The sequence below is a fragment of the Streptomyces sp. NPDC001941 genome, from assembly GCF_040296945.1.
In the GTDB taxonomy this organism is placed as follows: Bacteria; Actinomycetota; Actinomycetes; order Streptomycetales; family Streptomycetaceae; genus Streptomyces.
This window is the reverse complement of the sequence record NZ_JBEOYE010000068.1, coordinates 36,859-52,585: the sequence shown is the minus strand read 5'-3', so window position 1 is coordinate 52,585 and position 15,727 is coordinate 36,859. Positions and strand designations below refer to the sequence as shown.

The following is a 15,727-nucleotide window of genomic DNA, read 5'->3' as shown; positions in this document are numbered from 1 at the left end:
GTTTCTGGCGGCCCCGCCCATAGTTTATGGTTCTGTTCGTGTGTGGTGGGGGGGCGGGGGCTCCGGCGCTCCCGCCCCGCCCCCCCACCCCTCGCTCGTGCGCGTCAGGCAGCGGCCGGGACCGCGGCCGCCTTGTGCAGGGCGATCGCCCGCTGCATGGCCTTGCGGGCCCTCGGGGTGTCCCTGGCGTCCTGGTAGGCCACCGCGAGGCGGAACCAGCAGCGCCAGTCCCCCGGGGCGTCCTCCGTCTCCGCCTTGCGGCGGGCGAAGACCTCGTCCGCCGAGTCGCGGTCGACGCGGCCCGCCTCGTTGCGCCGCAGCTCGTCCACCGGCAGGCCGCCCTCGGCCTCCAGGAGGGCCGCCAGGCGGTTGGCGTCCGTGACGAACCGGGTGTTCTTCCACAGGAACCAGATGCCGATGAGCGGCAGGACGAGCACCGCGAGGCCGAAGGTGACCGTCAGGGGCGTGCCGTGCTTGATGAGCAGGACGCCCCGGCTGCCGACCAGGACGAAGTAGAAGACCAGGACGGCGGCCGTGATGAAGTACGTGATCTTCGCGCGCATGGCCGTCAGTTCAGGTCCAGGAAGTGTTCGAGGCCGAAGGTCAGCCCCGGGGTGTCCACCACCCGGCGGGTGCCGAGCAGGATGCCCGGCATGAAGCTGCTGTGGTGCAGCGAGTCGTGGCGCACCGTCAGGGTCTCCCCCTCGCCGCCCAGCAGCACCTCCTGGTGGGCGAGCAGGCCGCGCAGCCGGATCGCGTGCACCGGGATGCCGTCGACGTCGGCGCCGCGGGCGCCGTCGAGGGCCTTGGCGGTGGCGTCCGGGGCCGGGCCGACGCCCGCCTCGGCGCGGGCCCGGGCGATCAGCTGGGCGGTGCGGGCGGCGGTGCCGGAGGGGGCGTCCACCTTGTTCGGGTGGTGCAGCTCGACCACCTCGACCGACTCGAAGTACGGCGCGGCGATCTGCGCGAACAGCATCGTCAGCACGGCGCCGATGGAGAAGTTCGGGGCGATCAGGACGCCGGTCTCCGGCGACTCCTCCAGCCAGGTGTTCAGCTGCGCGAGGCGGTCCTCGGTCCAGCCCGTGGTGCCGACCACGGCGTGGATGCCGTGGTGCAGGCAGTAGTCGAGGTTGGCCATCACCGAGTCCGGGGTGGTCAGCTCGATCGCGACGTCGGCGCGCGCCGCGCCGAGCACCTCGAGGTCGTCGCCCCGGCCCAGCGCCGCGACCAGTTCCATGTCGTCGGCGGACTCCACGGCCCTGACGGCCTCGGAGCCGATGCGGCCCTTCGCACCGAGGACCGCCACACGCAGCTTGCTCATCAGCTCTTCCTTAGGTTGTGCGCGAAGGTGCGCGAAGGCGTTCTAGGCGACCGCTTCGTGGAGGCGGTCGGCCTGCTTGTCCTTCAGCGGGCCGATGACCGACAGGGACGGGCGGTGTCCGAGGAGGTCCGCCGCGACCGCCCGGACGTCGTCCGGGGTGACCGCCGCGATCCGGGCCAGCATGTCGTCGACCGACATCTGGGCGCCCCAGCACAGCTCGCTCTTGCCGATCCGGTTCATCAGCGCGCCGGTGTCCTCGAGGCCCAGCACCGTGGAGCCGGAGAGCTGCCCGATCGCGCGGCCGATCTCCTCGTCGGTGAGGCCGTCCGAGGCGACGCGGTCCAGTTCGTCGCGGCAGATCTTCAGCACGTCGTGCACCTGGTTCGGGCGGCAGCCCGCGTACACGCCGAACAGGCCGCAGTCGGCGAAGCCCGAGGTGTACGAGTAGACGCTGTAGGCCAGGCCGCGCTTCTCGCGCACCTCCTGGAACAGCCGGGAGGACATCCCGCCGCCCAGTGCGGTGTTGAGCACGCCCAGCGCCCAGCGGTTCTCGTCGGTGCGGGGCAGGCCCGGCATGCCGAGGACCACGTGGGCCTGCTCGGTCTTGCGGTTCAGCAGCTCCACCCGGCCCGCCGTGCGCAGGGTGCGCGTGCCGGTGCGGGGGCCGACCGGGACGGCGTCGGTGCGGCCCAGGGCCCCGGCGCGCTCGAAGGCGCGGCGGACCTGGCGCACCACCGTGGCGTGGTCGACGTTGCCCGCGGCGGCGACGACCAGGTGGGTGGGGTCGTAGTGCTTCTTGTAGAAGCGGGCGATCCGGCCGCGGTCGAGGGCGTTGATGGTGTCGACCGTGCCCAGGACCGGGCGGCCCAGCGGGGTGTCGCCGAGCATGGTGTGCGCGAACAGGTCGTGCACGCAGTCGCCCGGGTCGTCCTCCGTCATGGCGATCTCCTCGAGGATCACGCCGCGCTCGGCGTCGACGTCCTCGTCGAGGATCAGGGAGCCGGTGAGCATGTCGCAGACCACGTCGATGGCCAGCGGCAGGTCGGTGTCGAGCACGCGCGCGTAGTAGCACGTGTACTCCTTGGCGGTGAAGGCGTTCATCTCGCCGCCGACCGCGTCGAGGGCGGCGGAGATGTCGAGCGCGCTGCGCCGCTTGGTGCCCTTGAAGAGCAGGTGCTCCAGGTAGTGGGTGGCGCCGTTCAGCGTCGGGGTCTCGTCGCGGGAGCCGACGTTGGCCCAGATGCCGAAGGTCGCGGAGCGGACGGAGGGCAGGGTCTCGGTCACGACGCGCAGGCCGCCCGGGAGGGTGGTCCTGCGGACGGTGCCGATGCCGTCCCTGCCCTTGAGGAGCGTTTGGGTACGGGCGACGGCCCGCGCCTCCGAGGAGGTGCGGGCCGTCGCGCGGGAACTACGGGACGTCACTTGGCGGCGTCGTCCTTCTCGCCCTCGGCGGCCTCGTCCTCGGCGACCACGGGGATCAGCGAGAGCTTGCCGCGCTGGTCGATCTCGGCGATCTCGACCTGGACCTTGGAGCCGACCGCGAGCACGTCCTCGACGTTCTCCACGCGCTTGCCACCGGCGAGCTTGCGGATCTGCGAGATGTGCAGCAGGCCGTCCTTGCCCGGGAGCAGCGAGACGAACGCGCCGAAGGTCGTGGTCTTGACGACCGTGCCCAGGTAGCGCTCGCCGACCTCCGGCATGGTCGGGTTGGCGATGCCGTTGATCGTGGCGCGGGCGGCCTCGGCGGCCGGGCCGTCGGCGGCACCGATGTAGATGGTGCCGTCGTCCTCGATCGTGATCTCGGCGCCGGTGTCCTCCTGGATCTGGTTGATCATCTTGCCCTTGGGGCCGATGACCTCGCCGATCTTGTCCACGGGGATCTTGACGGTGATGATCCGCGGGGCGTTCGGGGACATCTCGTCCGGCGTGTCGATGGCCTCCATCATCACGTCGAGGATGTGGAAGCGCGCGTCGCGGGCCTGCTTGAGGGCCGCGGCCAGGACGGAGGCCGGGATGCCGTCCAGCTTGGTGTCGAGCTGGAGGGCGGTGACGAACTCCTTGGTGCCGGCGACCTTGAAGTCCATGTCGCCGAAGGCGTCCTCCGCACCGAGGATGTCGGTGAGGGCGACGTAATGCGTCTTGCCGTCGATCTCCTCGGAGATCAGGCCCATGGCGATGCCGGCGACGGGGGCCTTCAGCGGCACACCGGCGTTCAGCAGCGACATGGTGGAGGCGCAGACCGAGCCCATCGACGTCGAGCCGTTGGAGCCGAGGGCCTCGGACACCTGGCGGATCGCGTAGGGGAACTCCTCGCGGGTCGGCAGCACCGGCACGATGGCGCGCTCGGCGAGGGCGCCGTGGCCGATCTCGCGGCGCTTGGGCGAGCCCACGCGGCCGGTCTCGCCGACGGAGTACGGCGGGAAGTTGTAGTTGTGCATGTAGCGCTTGCGGGTCACCGGGGAGAGGGTGTCCAGCTGCTGCTCCATGCGCAGCATGTTCAGCGTGGTGACGCCCAGGATCTGGGTCTCGCCACGCTCGAACAGGGCGGAGCCGTGCACGCGCGGGATGGCCTCGACCTCGGCGGCGAGCGTACGGATGTCCGTGACGCCGCGGCCGTCGATGCGCTTCTTCTCCTTGATGACGCGCTCGCGGACCAGGGACTTGGTCAGCGAGCGGTACGCGGCGGAGATCTCCTTCTCGCGGCCCTCGAACTTCGGGAGCAGCTTCTCGGCGGCCAGGCCCTTGACGCGGTCCAGCTCGGCCTCGCGGTCCTGCTTGCCCGCGATGGTCAGCGCCTGAGTCAGCTCCGGCGTGACGGCGGCGGCGAGCGCCTCCAGCACGTCGTCCTGGTACTCCAGGAAGACCGGGAAGTCGCCGGTCGGCTTGGCGGCCTTGGCGGCGAGGTCGGCCTGGGCCTTGCAGAGGACCTTGATGAAGGGCTTCGCGGCCTCGAGACCGGCGGCGACGACCTCCTCGGTCGGCGCCTCGGCGCCGCCCTTGACGAGCTCGATCGTCTTCTCGGTGGCCTCGGCCTCGACCATCATGATCGCGACGTCGCCGTCCTCCAGGACGCGGCCCGCGACCACCATGTCGAAGACGGCGTCCTCGAGCTCGGTGTGGGTCGGGAAGGCCACCCACTGGCCGTTGATCAGCGCGACGCGGGTGCCGCCGATCGGGCCGGAGAAGGGCAGGCCGGCCAGCTGCGTGGAGCAGGAGGCGGCGTTGATGGCGACCACGTCGTACAGGTGGTCGGGGTTGAGCGCCATGATCGTCTCGACGATCTGGATCTCGTTGCGCAGGCCCTTCTTGAAGGAGGGGCGCAGCGGCCGGTCGATCAGGCGGCAGGTGAGGATCGCGTCCTCGGAGGGCCGGCCCTCACGGCGGAAGAAGGAGCCGGGGATCTTGCCCGCGGCGTACATCCGCTCCTCGACGTCGACCGTGAGGGGGAAGAAGTCCAGCTGGTCCTTGGGGTGCTTGGACGCGGTGGTGGCCGACAGCACCATGGTGTCGTCGTCCAGGTACGCCACGGCGGAGCCGGCGGCCTGCTTGGCCAGGCGGCCCGTCTCGAAGCGGATGGTGCGGGTGCCGAAGGAGCCGTTGTCGATGACGGCCTCGGCGTAGTGGGTCTCGTTCTCCACTAGCGGTTTCTCCTACGTGTCGTCTTCTCGCTCCGGGGCCCGTGTGGCCGGGGAGCGGGGCGGAGGAGCGCGCCTCGTGTGCGGGCCGGTCTTCGATCGAAGCACCCGGGGTGATCCCGGGGGCCACTACCGAGGACCGGCGGCGGCTGGGTGCGCCTCTCCTGGAAAGAGTGGTGCTCGTCCTCACCAGATTACAAACAGCGGGTGACAACGCGCACGTACAGCAAAGGGAGCGGCCCCCTCAAGAGTGGGAACCGCTCCCTTCACCGCTGCTTACTTGGCGCCGCCGGCCGCACCGCGGCGGATGCCCAGGCGGTCGACCAGCGCACGGAAGCGCTGGATGTCCTTCTTGGCCAGGTACTGCAGCAGGCGGCGGCGCTGACCGACCAGGATGAGCAGACCACGACGGGAGTGGTGGTCGTGCTTGTGGGTCTTGAGGTGCTCGGTCAGGTCCGAGATCCGGCGCGACAGCATGGCGACCTGGACCTCGGGGGAGCCGGTGTCGCCCTCCTTCTGACCGAACTCGGAAATGAGCTGCTTCTTCGTAGCGGCGTCGAGCGGCACGCGTACTCCTCAGGGTGTTCGATGCGCCCACGAGTGCCCCTGGTCTTGGTCTCAGGGGAGCTTCCGTGACTCGGAGGCGAAGGCGCGATGGGCGCAGCTCCCAGCTCGCCGCGGGGGCGGATCCGGGGGCGCGTACACAAACGGCCGAAGGACAGCCTACCAGTCCGTCCGGGTGGTCCTGACGGGCGGACCGGCCGGGCGCGGGCCGGGGATCAGCTGCTGGTCAGGGCGCGGGCCGAGGCGTAGACGTCCAGGACGGCCAGGCAGAGCGGGACCAGGGAGAGCAGCACGGCGCCCTCGGCCAGGTCGAGCAGGCGGCCCCAGAAGGGCGAGAGGCCCTTGCGCGGGATGACCAGGCCGATCGCGGTGAGCAGCGCGGCGCCGGCGGCGACGGCGGCGGCCAGCCAGGTGGTACGGACGTCCAGGGCGCCCCGGTCGCCGTACAGCAGCAGCTCGCGGACCAGGTCCAGGGGCGGGTTCAGGGAGAGGCCGAGGACCAGCAGGGCGACGGCGGCCAGGCCGGCCACCAGGACGCAGGCGACCTGGGCGGTGTAGCGGAACAGCCGGGCGCGCAGCAGCATCGCCAGGCCGGCGGCGAGGGCCAGGAGCTGGCCCCAGACGTCGTCGGAGAAGCCGAGGACGGCGGCGGAGCCGACCACGACGGCCGCGCAGCCGCCGACCAGGCCGAGCAGCATCTCGTGGCCCCGGCGGGCCTGCAGGGCGATGCGCTCGGCGTCCACGGGCCGGTCGTCGCCGCTCGTGGCGGGGCCTTCGGGGCCCTCGCCGTGCTCGTCGAAGGAGTCGGCGGCGCTGCGCGGCGAGGCGTAGCCGATGGGGAGGCGGGCGAAGCGGGCGGACAGGCCGGGCAGGAAGGCGACCAGGCCGATGGCGGCCGGGGCGCACACCGAGGCGGTGGCGGTGGCGGACGCCTCGGTGAGGATGGCCGTGAAGGTGGCCAGGGTGCCGGTGACGGCGAGGAAGGTGGCGGCGACGAAGGGGGCGTCACCGCTGGGGGTGAGCGCGACCAGGGCGACCGAGGCGACCAGCACGGTGACGCAGCCGAGCAGGAACTGGAGCTTGCCCGGGCCCTGCCCGGCGTCCGGGCCGATGATCCCGGAGCCGGCGATGAGCAGCAGCGGCAGGGCGCCCAGGCCCAGGGCGACGGCGGTGCCCCGGTCCCCGTACACCCGGGCGCGCACCCCGGCGAACGCGGTCAGCAGCAGTCCGGCGGCGCCCGCGATGACGCCGGGCAGGCCGTGCATGTCGTGGCGGACCGGGTCGGCGAACCACAGCACGAAGCCCATCAGGACCAGCAGCAGCACCCCGCCGGCCAGTCCCGCGCCGCGCAGCAGGTCCTCGCTCCACAGGTGGCGGTCGCGGGTGACGGCGGAGGCGACGGCGTCCGAGACGTCGTCGAAGACGGCCGGGGGCAGCGACTCGGCGAAGGGGCGCAGGGAGAGCAGCTCGCCGTCCAGGACCTGCTGGGCGGCCAGGCTGCGGGCGCCGTCGAGGACCGTGCCGTCCCGGCGGACCAGGTGGTAGCCGGTGGGGGTGCCGGCCGCCTGGGCCTGGCCGGTCAGCCGCAGGATCTCCGGGTAGACGTCGGCGACGGCGATGTCCTCCGGCAGGGCGACGTCGATGCGGCTGTCGGGTGCCACGACGGTGACGCGGCAGAAGCCGGTCGCTGCGGTCTGGCTCACGAGTCTGGACCCCCTGATTCGCGGTTGCGCACGGTGCGCGCGTCACCCTACCGGCAGGGGTGACAGGGACCTGCAAGTAGGATCACCGTCGCGCGGAGGGAGCCGTGCGCCACGGGGGCGCCGGTGCGGGCCTGCCAGCCGTCCTCCGTCGACCACGAGGGATTGATGTTCCGGTGAGCCAGATCGTCGTCAAACGCCCGCCGCGGTCCCTGCCGCCGGAAGTCCCCGCCGAGGAGCTGCGGCTGGAGTCGCCTCCCGAGCTGCCGCGGGGCGAGCAGGAGAGCCTGGTGATGCAGTTCCTGCCGATGCTCGGCATGGGCTCGTCGGTGGTCTTCTTCTTCATGCCGGGCGCCGCGCCCTTCATGCGGATCATGGGCGTTCTGATGCTGGTGTCGACGGTCGCGATGGTGATCGCGCAGATCGTCCGGTTCCGTCGCGGTACGCAGGGGCAAATGGCCGATGTCCGGCGCGACTACCTCAAATACCTCGCGCAGACGCGGCGCACGGTGCGCCGCACCGCCCGCCGCCAGCGCGACGCCCAGCTCTATCTGCACCCCTCGCCCGAGCAGCTGTGGTCGGTGGTCGCGGAGGGCTCGCGGCTGTGGGAGCGCCGGGTCGGCGACCACGACTTCGGGCAGGCGCGGATCGGCCTGGGCGCGCAGCAGCTGGCGACGCCGCTGGTGGCGCCGGACACCGCGCCGGTGGACGAGCTGGAGCCGCTGTGCGCGGGCGCGATGCAGCGGTTCCTGGCCGTGCACGGCCAGCTGGACGGGCTGCCGATGGCCGTGTCGATGCGGGCCTTCTACCACGTGACGGTCTCCGGTGAGGCCGAGGCGGCACAGTCGGCGGCCCGGGCGCTGGTGGCCCAGCTGGTGACCCTGCACTCCCCCGACGACCTGCTGCTGGCCGTGGTGGCGGCGCCGGGCGCGGTGCCGCGCTGGGACTGGACCAAGTGGCTGCCGCACGCCCAGGTGCCGGGCCAGGTGGACGGGGCCGGGAGCCGGCGGCTGTTCGGCGACGACCTGGCCGAGCTGGAGGACCTGCTGCGCTCGCGCCTGGACGGGCGGCCCAGGTTCTCCCGGGAGAACCAGCCGGTCCTGGACCAGCCGCACGTGGTGGTGGTGCTGGACGGCGGGATGGTGCCGCCGGACTCGCTGTTCGCGGCGCCCGAGGGGCTGCAGGGCGTGACCATCGTGGAGGTGGTCCCCGGTGAGCTGGACGAGCCGCGCGGCGGTCTGTCGGTGGTCGTGCGGCCGGGGCGGCTGTGGCTGCAGTCGGGCGGCGGCTTCGGGTACGAGGGCGTGCCCGACGGGATCTCGCTGCCGGCCGCCGAGGCGCTGGCCCGCCAGCTGGCGCCGCTGCGGACGGGCGGCGGGGACGACGACGAGCCGCTCCTCGCGAACCTGGACTTCACCGACCTGCTGAACCTGGGCGACGCGGCCGGGGTGGACGTGGCCCGCACCTGGCGGCCGCGCTCGACGGCGGAGCGGCTGCGGGTGCCGATCGGCGTGGGCGAGGACGGCCAGCCGGTGATGCTGGACCTGAAGGAGGCCGCGCAGGAGGGCATGGGCCCGCACGGCCTGTGCGTGGGCGCGACCGGCTCGGGCAAGTCGGAGCTGCTGCGCACCCTGGTGCTGGGCCTGGCGGTGACGCACTCCTCGGAGACGCTGAACTTCGTGCTCGCCGACTTCAAGGGCGGTGCGACGTTCGCCGGGATGTCGCAGATGCCGCACGTGGCGGCCGTGATCACCAACCTGTCGGACGACCTGACGCTGGTGGACCGGATGGGCGACGCGATCCGCGGCGAGCTCCAGCGGCGCCAGGAGCTGCTGCACCGGGCGGGCAACTACGCCAACATCCACGACTACGAGAAGGCGCGCGCGGCGGGCGCCCCGCTGGAGCCGCTGGCCTCGCTGGTGCTGGTGCTCGACGAGTTCTCCGAGCTGCTGACCGCCAAGCCCGACTTCATCGACATGTTCATCCAGATCGGCCGGATCGGCCGCTCGCTGGGCGTGCACCTGCTGCTGGCCTCGCAGCGCCTGGAGGAGGGCAAGCTGCGCGGCCTGGACACCTACCTCTCGTACCGGATCGGCCTGCGGACGTTCTCGGCGGCGGAGTCGCGCACCGCGATCGGCGTGCCCGACGCCTACCACCTGCCGTCCGTGCCGGGCTCGGGCTACCTGAAGTTCGGCACCGAGGAGATGACCCGCTTCAAGGCGGCGTACGTCTCCGGTACGTACCGCACCGGCGGCCCGGTCCTGGACGGCGGCCGGATGCCGGTGGAGCGGCGCCCCGCGGTCTTCACCGCGGCCCCGGTGCCCGTGGTGTACGCGGCGCCCGACCCGGCGTACCTGACGGCGGGCCGGGACGAGGCGGACGACGCGCTGGCGGACACCGTGCTGGACGTGATCGTGCGCCGGCTGGAGGGGCAGGGCGTGCCCGCGCACCAGGTGTGGCTGCCGCCGCTGGACCGCGCGCCCACCCTGGACCAGCTGCTGCCGGGCCTGGCGCCGACGGCGGAGCGGGGCCTGACCGCGACCGAGTACACCCGCCCCGGCGGGCTCGTGGTGCCGCTCGGCCTGATCGACAAGCCCTTCGAGCAGCGCCGCGAGGTGCTGTACCGGGACTTCTCGGGGGCGGCGGGCCACATGATGGTGGTCGGCGGCCCGCAGTCCGGCAAGTCGACCCTGATGCGCGCGCTGATCTCGTCGTTCGCGCTCACCCACACCCCGCACGAGGTGCAGTTCTACGCGCTGGACTTCGGCGGTGGCGGCCTGTCCGCGATCGCCGGGCTGCCGCACGTGGGCGGGGTGGCGTCCCGGCTGGACCCGGAGCGGGTGCGCCGCACGGTGGCCGAGGTGCTGGGCGTGCTCAACCGGCGCGAGGAGTTCTTCCGGGCCAACGGCATCGACTCGGTGTCCACCTACCGGCGCCGCCGGGCGGCCGGCGAGCTGCCGGGCGAGGCCTGGGGCGACGTGTTCCTGGTGATCGACGGCTGGGGCGGCTTCCGCAACGAGTACGAGATGCTCGAACCGGTCGTCTCCGACATCGCCGCGCGCGGCCTGGGCTACGGCGTGCACGTGGTGCTGACCGCGGCCCGCTACATGGAGGTCCGGGCGGCCCTGAAGGACCAGGTGCTCGGCCGCCTGGAGCTGCGCCTGGGCGACGTCATGGACTCCGAGTTCGACCGCAAGGTCGCGGCCAACGTGCCCACCGGGGTGCCCGGCCGCGGCCAGGTCCCCGAGAAGCTGCACTTCATGGGGGCGCTGCCGCGGGTCGACTCCTCCAGCTCGGCCGAGGACCTCTCCGAGGGCACGGCCGCGTTCGTCGCGGCGGTCGCGGACGCCTGGAGCGGTCCGGCCGCGCCGGGCGTGCGGCTGCTGCCGCGCAAGCTGCCGGCGGACCAGCTGCCCAAGGGCTTCGAGTTCCCGCGGTACGGCGTGGCGATCGGCATCGACGAGACCAATCTGGAGCCGGTGTTCGTCGACTTCGAGACGGACCCGTTCTTCCTGGTGTTCGGCGAGAGCGAGTCGGGCAAGACGGCGCTGCTGCGCCTGATCGCCAAGCAGATCGCCGAGCGCTACACGCCCGACGAGGCGCGCATCGTGGTCGGCGACTACCGCCGCACCATGCTGGAGGCGGTGCCGTCCTCGCACCTGCTGGAGTACGCGCCGATGGCGTCGGCCATGCAGATGCACATGGACGCCATCAACACGGTGATGACCAAGCGCGCCCCGAAGCCGGACATCACCCCGCAGCAGCTGCGCGACCGCAGCTGGTGGAGCGGGCCCCAGCTGTTCGTCATCATCGACGACTACGAGCTGGTGTCCACCAACTCCGCCAACCCGCTCCAGGTCCTGGTCGAGAACCTGCCCTTCGCCCGGGACGTCGGCATCCGCTTCATCGTGGCGCGCAGCGCCGCCGGTGCCTCGCGGGGCATGTACGAGTCGTTCCTGCAGCGGATCAAGGAGCTGGGCGCGCAGGGCGTGGTCCTCTCCGGCGACCCGGGCGAGGGCGACATCCTGGGCAACGTCCGGGCCCGTCCGATGCCGCCGGGCCGCGGCACCTTCGTCTCCCGCAAGCGGGGGGCGCCGCTGGTCCAGCTGGGCTGGCTGCCCGAGCAGCACTGACGTACCGCACGGTCCACCGGAAGCACACCCACAGAAAAGGCACGGCACATGAGTTTCGACGACCTGTGGGGGCAGGTCAGGGGCGATGCCACCGCGCGCGTGAGCGGCGGCGGCCCGGCCCCGGCTCCCCCCGAGCCCGCGCTCGCGCCCGACGCCGTCGAGGAGGCCCGCGAGGCCGTCCTGGAACGGCTCGCCCGCTTCCGCTCGCTGGCGGTCCTGGTCCCGCTCGACGAGGCGGGCGGGCTGTGGACGGAGGACCTGGGCGGGATCTCCTGGATCTGCGCGTTCTCCGGCGAGCCGGAGCTGGCGCGGTTCGCCGAGGCGCGCGGCGACGGCGAGCGGGAGTGGCCCTACCGCCGGGTGCTGGGCGCGCGGCTGCTGGACGAGGTGGTGCCCGCCGTGGAGTTCCCGTGCGGGGTGGCGCTGGACGCGGCGGGCCCGGACGGGGCCGTCTTCCCGCCGGTGCGGGGCATCGTGCCCGACCGCGCGGCGGTCGACGTGGAGAACGCTGGAGGGGGAGCACGGTGACGGATCCGGATCTCGCGGCGTCCAAGGAGGCCCTGGGGCAGATCACCCAGGGCATCAACGGGGCGCTGGGCGAGCTCAAGGAGCTCGGGATGGTCGGCGAGGCCAGCATGGGCCGGGGCTTCTCCGACCTGCAGCTGTCCGGGATGGAGACCGGGCACGACGGTCTGACGTCGACGCTGAAGTCGTACTGCGAGCGCTGGGAGTGGGGGGTGCGCGCGCTGGTGCAGCAGGGCAACGTGTTCGCGCTCCAGGTCGGCCTGTCGGCCGGTGTCTTCCACGAGCAGGAGCAGTACCTGGAGGGCAGCTTCAAGGTGCTCACCAACTCGGCGATGGGCAATCCGTACGCCACCGAGGACGAGATCACGTCCAAGGACTGGGGCCAGGTGCTGTCCAGCAACACCTTCACCCACATCCGCGACGCGGACTACAGCGCCGGGTCCTTCGAGACCGCGCGGCAGAACTCGCTCCAGGCGTGGAAGGACACCGCCTGGGACGTCAGCACCGCCACCGGCGCGGGCACCGCGATCATCGACGCGGCCGGGCTGCGCGACGACGTGGACGACCGGATGCGCGACACGTTCGGCCCCTCGCCCGAGGAGCGCGCCAAGGCCGCGGAGCAGCAGGGCGGGGGTCCGCGCTGATGGGGGTGGGCGACTGGCTCAGCGGCGGCAAGGACCTCCTGGACAAGGGCCTGGACAAGGTCGAGGACGGCATCGACGCCGGGAAGAAGGCCCTGGGCGAGGGCATCGACTGGACGACGGACCGGATCGGCGACGGCCTGGAGTACGTGGGCGCCGACGACTGGGCCGACAAGGTCGAGGACTGGGGCGACGACACCGCCTCCTCACTGGGCGCCTCCGTCAAGGAGCAGCAGCTCGGGCAGACCGAGGAGCCCGATGAGCTGGTGCACGGCAAGCCCGAGCGCATCCGCGAGGTGGCGGGCCACCTGAAGGACTTCGGGGCGGCCTTCGACAAGGTCGGCGGCGGCATGCGGAGCCTGGACTCGGCGCACTGGAAGGGCGCGAGCGCCGACGCCTTCCGGGAGAAGTTCGCGATGCACCCGCCGCAGTGGCTGCACGCGGCGGACGCCTGCGAGGACGCGGGCAAGGCGCTGACGTCGTACGCCGAGACGGTGACCTGGGCGCAGGGCCGGGCCAAGGAGGCCGTGGCGCTGTACAAGAAGGGCAAGAAGGCGTCCGAGGACGCGGTGGGCGCGTACAACAAGAAGGTCGACGCCTACAACGCGGCGCTGAAGTCCGACCGCGACCCCGGGCCGAAGCCGGAGCCGTTCAGCGACCCGGGCAAGGCGGACCGGGACCACGCCCAGGAGGTCCTCAAGGAAGCCCGGCGCCAGCGCGACGACGCGGCGCGCACCGCGCAGCAGGCCGTGGAGAAGGCGATGGCGCACGCGCCGAAGGAGCCGCCGGCCTCGAACCGGCTGGCCTCGACGGCGCTGGACGGGTACGGCGCGCTGCAGGTCGAGACGGCGCACGTGGTCGGCGGCGTGGTCAAGGGCACGGCGGGCATCGTGAACTTCGCCCGGGGCCTGAACCCGATGGACCCGTACAACCTGACGCACCCCGCGCAGTACATGCAGAACGTCAACATGACGCTGGCGGGCCTGGTCTCCACCGCCGCGCACCCGGAGCGCATCCCGGGCGCGCTCATCGACTCCTTCAAGAAGGACCCCAGCGAGGGCCTGGGCCGGCTGCTGCCCGAGCTGATCGGCACGAAGGGGATGGGCACGGTGCGCACGGGCGTCCGGCTGGCGACCAAGGAGGGCGCCGAGGCGGCCGTCGAGGGCGCGGCCCGGCGCGGCGCGCACGACCTGCCGGGCCAGCGGGTGCCGGACATGCCCAGCCATCCGCCGACGGTCCACGACAAGCTGCACGCGGCGGCCGACCGGTCGGTGGACGTGTCGAAGATCCCCGACCACGCGCAGTGGCGCACCACGGACGAGCCGCTGTGGCGCAACGACAACCGTCCCCCGGACGAGATCTTCCGCGACGGCTTCAAGCCGTGGAACAACCACAACACGGACCTGGACGGCTACGTCCGGCACAACGAGCAGTCCGTGTACGTCGGCACCACCCGCGACCCGGACCTGGGGTGGAGCACCAGGTACCGGTACGACGTAGACGCGCCGGGCGGCATCGACGTCAACAAGTCGATCCCGGACAACATCTTCGCCAACGAGAAGGAGATCGCGTTCCCGGGCGGTGTGCGCACCGAGAACATCAAGGGCGTCACCGAGCAGCTGCCCGACGGCACCACCCGGTACATCCCCAATCCGCACTACAGCCCGCACGCCGCTCCCCCGGGCGCGGCGGCACCTCCCTCACCCCCGACGAGCCTGCTACCCCCAGGATGGACACAATGAACGAACGGCTGCTGGGCAGCAGGGACGACGTCACGGCGGTGCGCGGCACGGAGCGGGCGCGCTGCGCGGTGCGGTGGTGGACGGAGTCGGACCGCGGGCCGTACGGCGTGCAGGCCACCGGGCCGTGGGGCACGGCCCGGGCGCTGGCCCGCGACCTGCAGGCCGCGCTGCGCGACGTGCGCGGCCAGTTGGAGGGGTCGGGCTGGCTCCTCTCGGTGAACGGCGCACGGCCCGACGTGCGCCAGAGCGGGATGGTGGCGGGCAGCGGCACGGACCTGGCGTACGTGCTGCGCCCGGGCGAGCCGGCCGACGCGGACTCCATGGTGAGCCTGTTCGCGGACGCGCCCGTGGAGGACGTGCTGCCGCTGGCCGAGCAGGACGCGGCGTACGCGGCCCTGGTGGGGGGCCCGCCCCGCACGCCGGACCGGGCACCGTCGCAGCCGGCGCCCGAGGCGCGGCGGGAGCCGTCCCCGGAGGGGGCGCGGCCCGAGCCGCCGCTCACCGAGGAGCTGCGGGCCCGGGCCCGGCAGGCGCCGGGGACCTGGCTGTACTCGATCGACCCGATGTACGACCCGGCCGGTGAGGTCCCGCCGTTCGCGATCGCCGGGGCCTGGCAGGTCGACGACCGGGGCGAGCCGGGCCCGTTCCGGCACAACCCCGACTACCGCCCCTCGCCGGTGACGCTCGGGCTGCCCCGGCCCACCGACGCGGTGGACGCGGCGCTGCAGCTGGCGGCCACCGGCCACGGTCCGGAGGCCAACGTGGTGCGGGCGCTGGCCACGGCGACCGTGTACCTGCCCCAGGAGGGCCCGGACCTCGCGGTCTACACCGACGAGCAGGGCCGCTTCGTGCCGGTGCTCACCGACCCGGCGCACGCGCCCGCCACCGTGCCCGGCCTGCGCGAGGTGGCCTGCGCGGACCTGCTGCGGCTGCTCCCGGACGACCTGCTGCTCAAGCTGAACCCGGGCAGCCGGGTGTCGGTGCGGATCCCGGTCCCCGACGTGCGGGCCGCGGTGCAGGGCCGCTGACCCGATGGCCGTGACGACGCCCGCCGGGGCCGTTTCCGGGGGTTGATCACCCGCACGGGTGATCGGGCCGCCGGGGCTGACCGGGCCAAGTAGGGTGGCGGGCAGGCTCGTTCACAGCACCGGGGAAGGGATCGTGCCATGGCCGACGCGGACGACAGGGAACGGCAGAAGACGGAGCTCTACGCCCTGGACATCTCCGGGGTGGAGTGGCAGGGCGCGCCGGGGACCAGCCCCGACGAGGAGCGGGTGGAGATCGCGCACCTGCCGGGCGGGGCCGTCGCGATGCGCTCCTCGGTCGACCCGGGGACGGTGCTGCGCTACACGGAGGCCGAGTGGCGCGCGTTCGTCCTGGGGGCCAGGGACGGGGAGTTCGACCTCACGTGAGACGACGCGGGGGCCGCCCGGTCGACCGGGCGGCCCCCGCGTCACGTACGCCGT

General features: G+C 72.8%; 12 protein-coding genes. 6 read left to right on the top strand and 6 right to left on the bottom strand.

From position 1 onward, the window contains the following. Window positions 1-104: 104 nt before the first annotated feature. The 6 genes from ABT160_RS33745 to eccD form a co-directional block, all read right to left on the bottom strand. The gene (locus tag ABT160_RS33745) at window positions 105-563 is read right to left on the bottom strand and encodes a hypothetical protein (RefSeq protein WP_351651763.1); all 459 of its coding nucleotides are present in this window, start codon (window positions 561-563) and stop codon (window positions 105-107) included. Between the two features lie 5 nt (window positions 564-568). After that, window positions 569-1,321, bottom strand: coding sequence for a 4-hydroxy-tetrahydrodipicolinate reductase (gene dapB / locus ABT160_RS33740; RefSeq protein ID WP_351651762.1), 753 nt, complete (start codon window positions 1,319-1,321; stop codon window positions 569-571). Window positions 1,322-1,363: 42 nt separating this feature from the next. Continuing rightward, window positions 1,364-2,743: a M16 family metallopeptidase gene (locus ABT160_RS33735; RefSeq protein ID WP_351651761.1), complete on the bottom strand. Its 1,380-nt coding sequence runs from the start codon at window positions 2,741-2,743 to the stop codon at window positions 1,364-1,366. Beyond that, a complete protein-coding gene (locus tag ABT160_RS33730; RefSeq protein WP_351651760.1) occupies window positions 2,740-4,959 on the bottom strand; it encodes a polyribonucleotide nucleotidyltransferase in 2,220 nt (739 codons plus the stop codon). The genes ABT160_RS33735 and ABT160_RS33730 overlap by 4 nt, the downstream gene beginning before the upstream one ends. Before the next feature lie 273 nt (window positions 4,960-5,232). Next, a complete protein-coding gene (gene rpsO, locus ABT160_RS33725) occupies window positions 5,233-5,523 on the bottom strand; it encodes a 30S ribosomal protein S15 (RefSeq protein ID WP_081219736.1) in 291 nt (96 codons plus the stop codon). Between the two features lie 212 nt (window positions 5,524-5,735). Further along, the gene (eccD, locus tag ABT160_RS33720) at window positions 5,736-7,223 is read right to left on the bottom strand and encodes a type VII secretion integral membrane protein EccD (RefSeq protein WP_351651759.1); all 1,488 of its coding nucleotides are present in this window, start codon (window positions 7,221-7,223) and stop codon (window positions 5,736-5,738) included. A 173-nt stretch (window positions 7,224-7,396) separates the two neighbouring features. On the opposite strand from eccD, the gene eccCa reads away from it, so the two are divergent. From eccCa to ABT160_RS33690, 6 genes are all read left to right on the top strand, one after another. After that, a complete protein-coding gene (gene eccCa, locus ABT160_RS33715) occupies window positions 7,397-11,353 on the top strand; it encodes a type VII secretion protein EccCa (RefSeq protein ID WP_351651758.1) in 3,957 nt (1,318 codons plus the stop codon). Window positions 11,354-11,401: 48 nt separating this feature from the next. After that, the gene (locus ABT160_RS33710; RefSeq protein ID WP_351651757.1) at window positions 11,402-11,881 is read left to right on the top strand and encodes a hypothetical protein; all 480 of its coding nucleotides are present in this window, start codon (window positions 11,402-11,404) and stop codon (window positions 11,879-11,881) included. Then, the gene (locus tag ABT160_RS33705; RefSeq protein WP_351651756.1) at window positions 11,878-12,522 is read left to right on the top strand and encodes a hypothetical protein; all 645 of its coding nucleotides are present in this window, start codon (window positions 11,878-11,880) and stop codon (window positions 12,520-12,522) included. The genes ABT160_RS33710 and ABT160_RS33705 overlap by 4 nt, the downstream gene beginning before the upstream one ends. After that, the gene (locus ABT160_RS33700) at window positions 12,522-14,261 is read left to right on the top strand and encodes a WXG100 family type VII secretion target (protein WP_351651755.1); all 1,740 of its coding nucleotides are present in this window, start codon (window positions 12,522-12,524) and stop codon (window positions 14,259-14,261) included. Before ABT160_RS33705 ends, ABT160_RS33700 begins: the two co-directional genes overlap by 1 nt. Beyond that, window positions 14,258-15,289 (top strand): type VII secretion system-associated protein, encoded by a 1,032-nt coding sequence (locus ABT160_RS33695; protein ID WP_351651754.1) that lies wholly within the window; start codon window positions 14,258-14,260, stop codon window positions 15,287-15,289. The genes ABT160_RS33700 and ABT160_RS33695 overlap by 4 nt, the downstream gene beginning before the upstream one ends. A gap of 138 nt (window positions 15,290-15,427) precedes the next feature. After that, window positions 15,428-15,673, top strand: coding sequence for a DUF397 domain-containing protein (locus ABT160_RS33690; RefSeq protein WP_351651753.1), 246 nt, complete (start codon window positions 15,428-15,430; stop codon window positions 15,671-15,673). The last annotated feature ends 54 nt before the right edge of the window (window positions 15,674-15,727 follow it).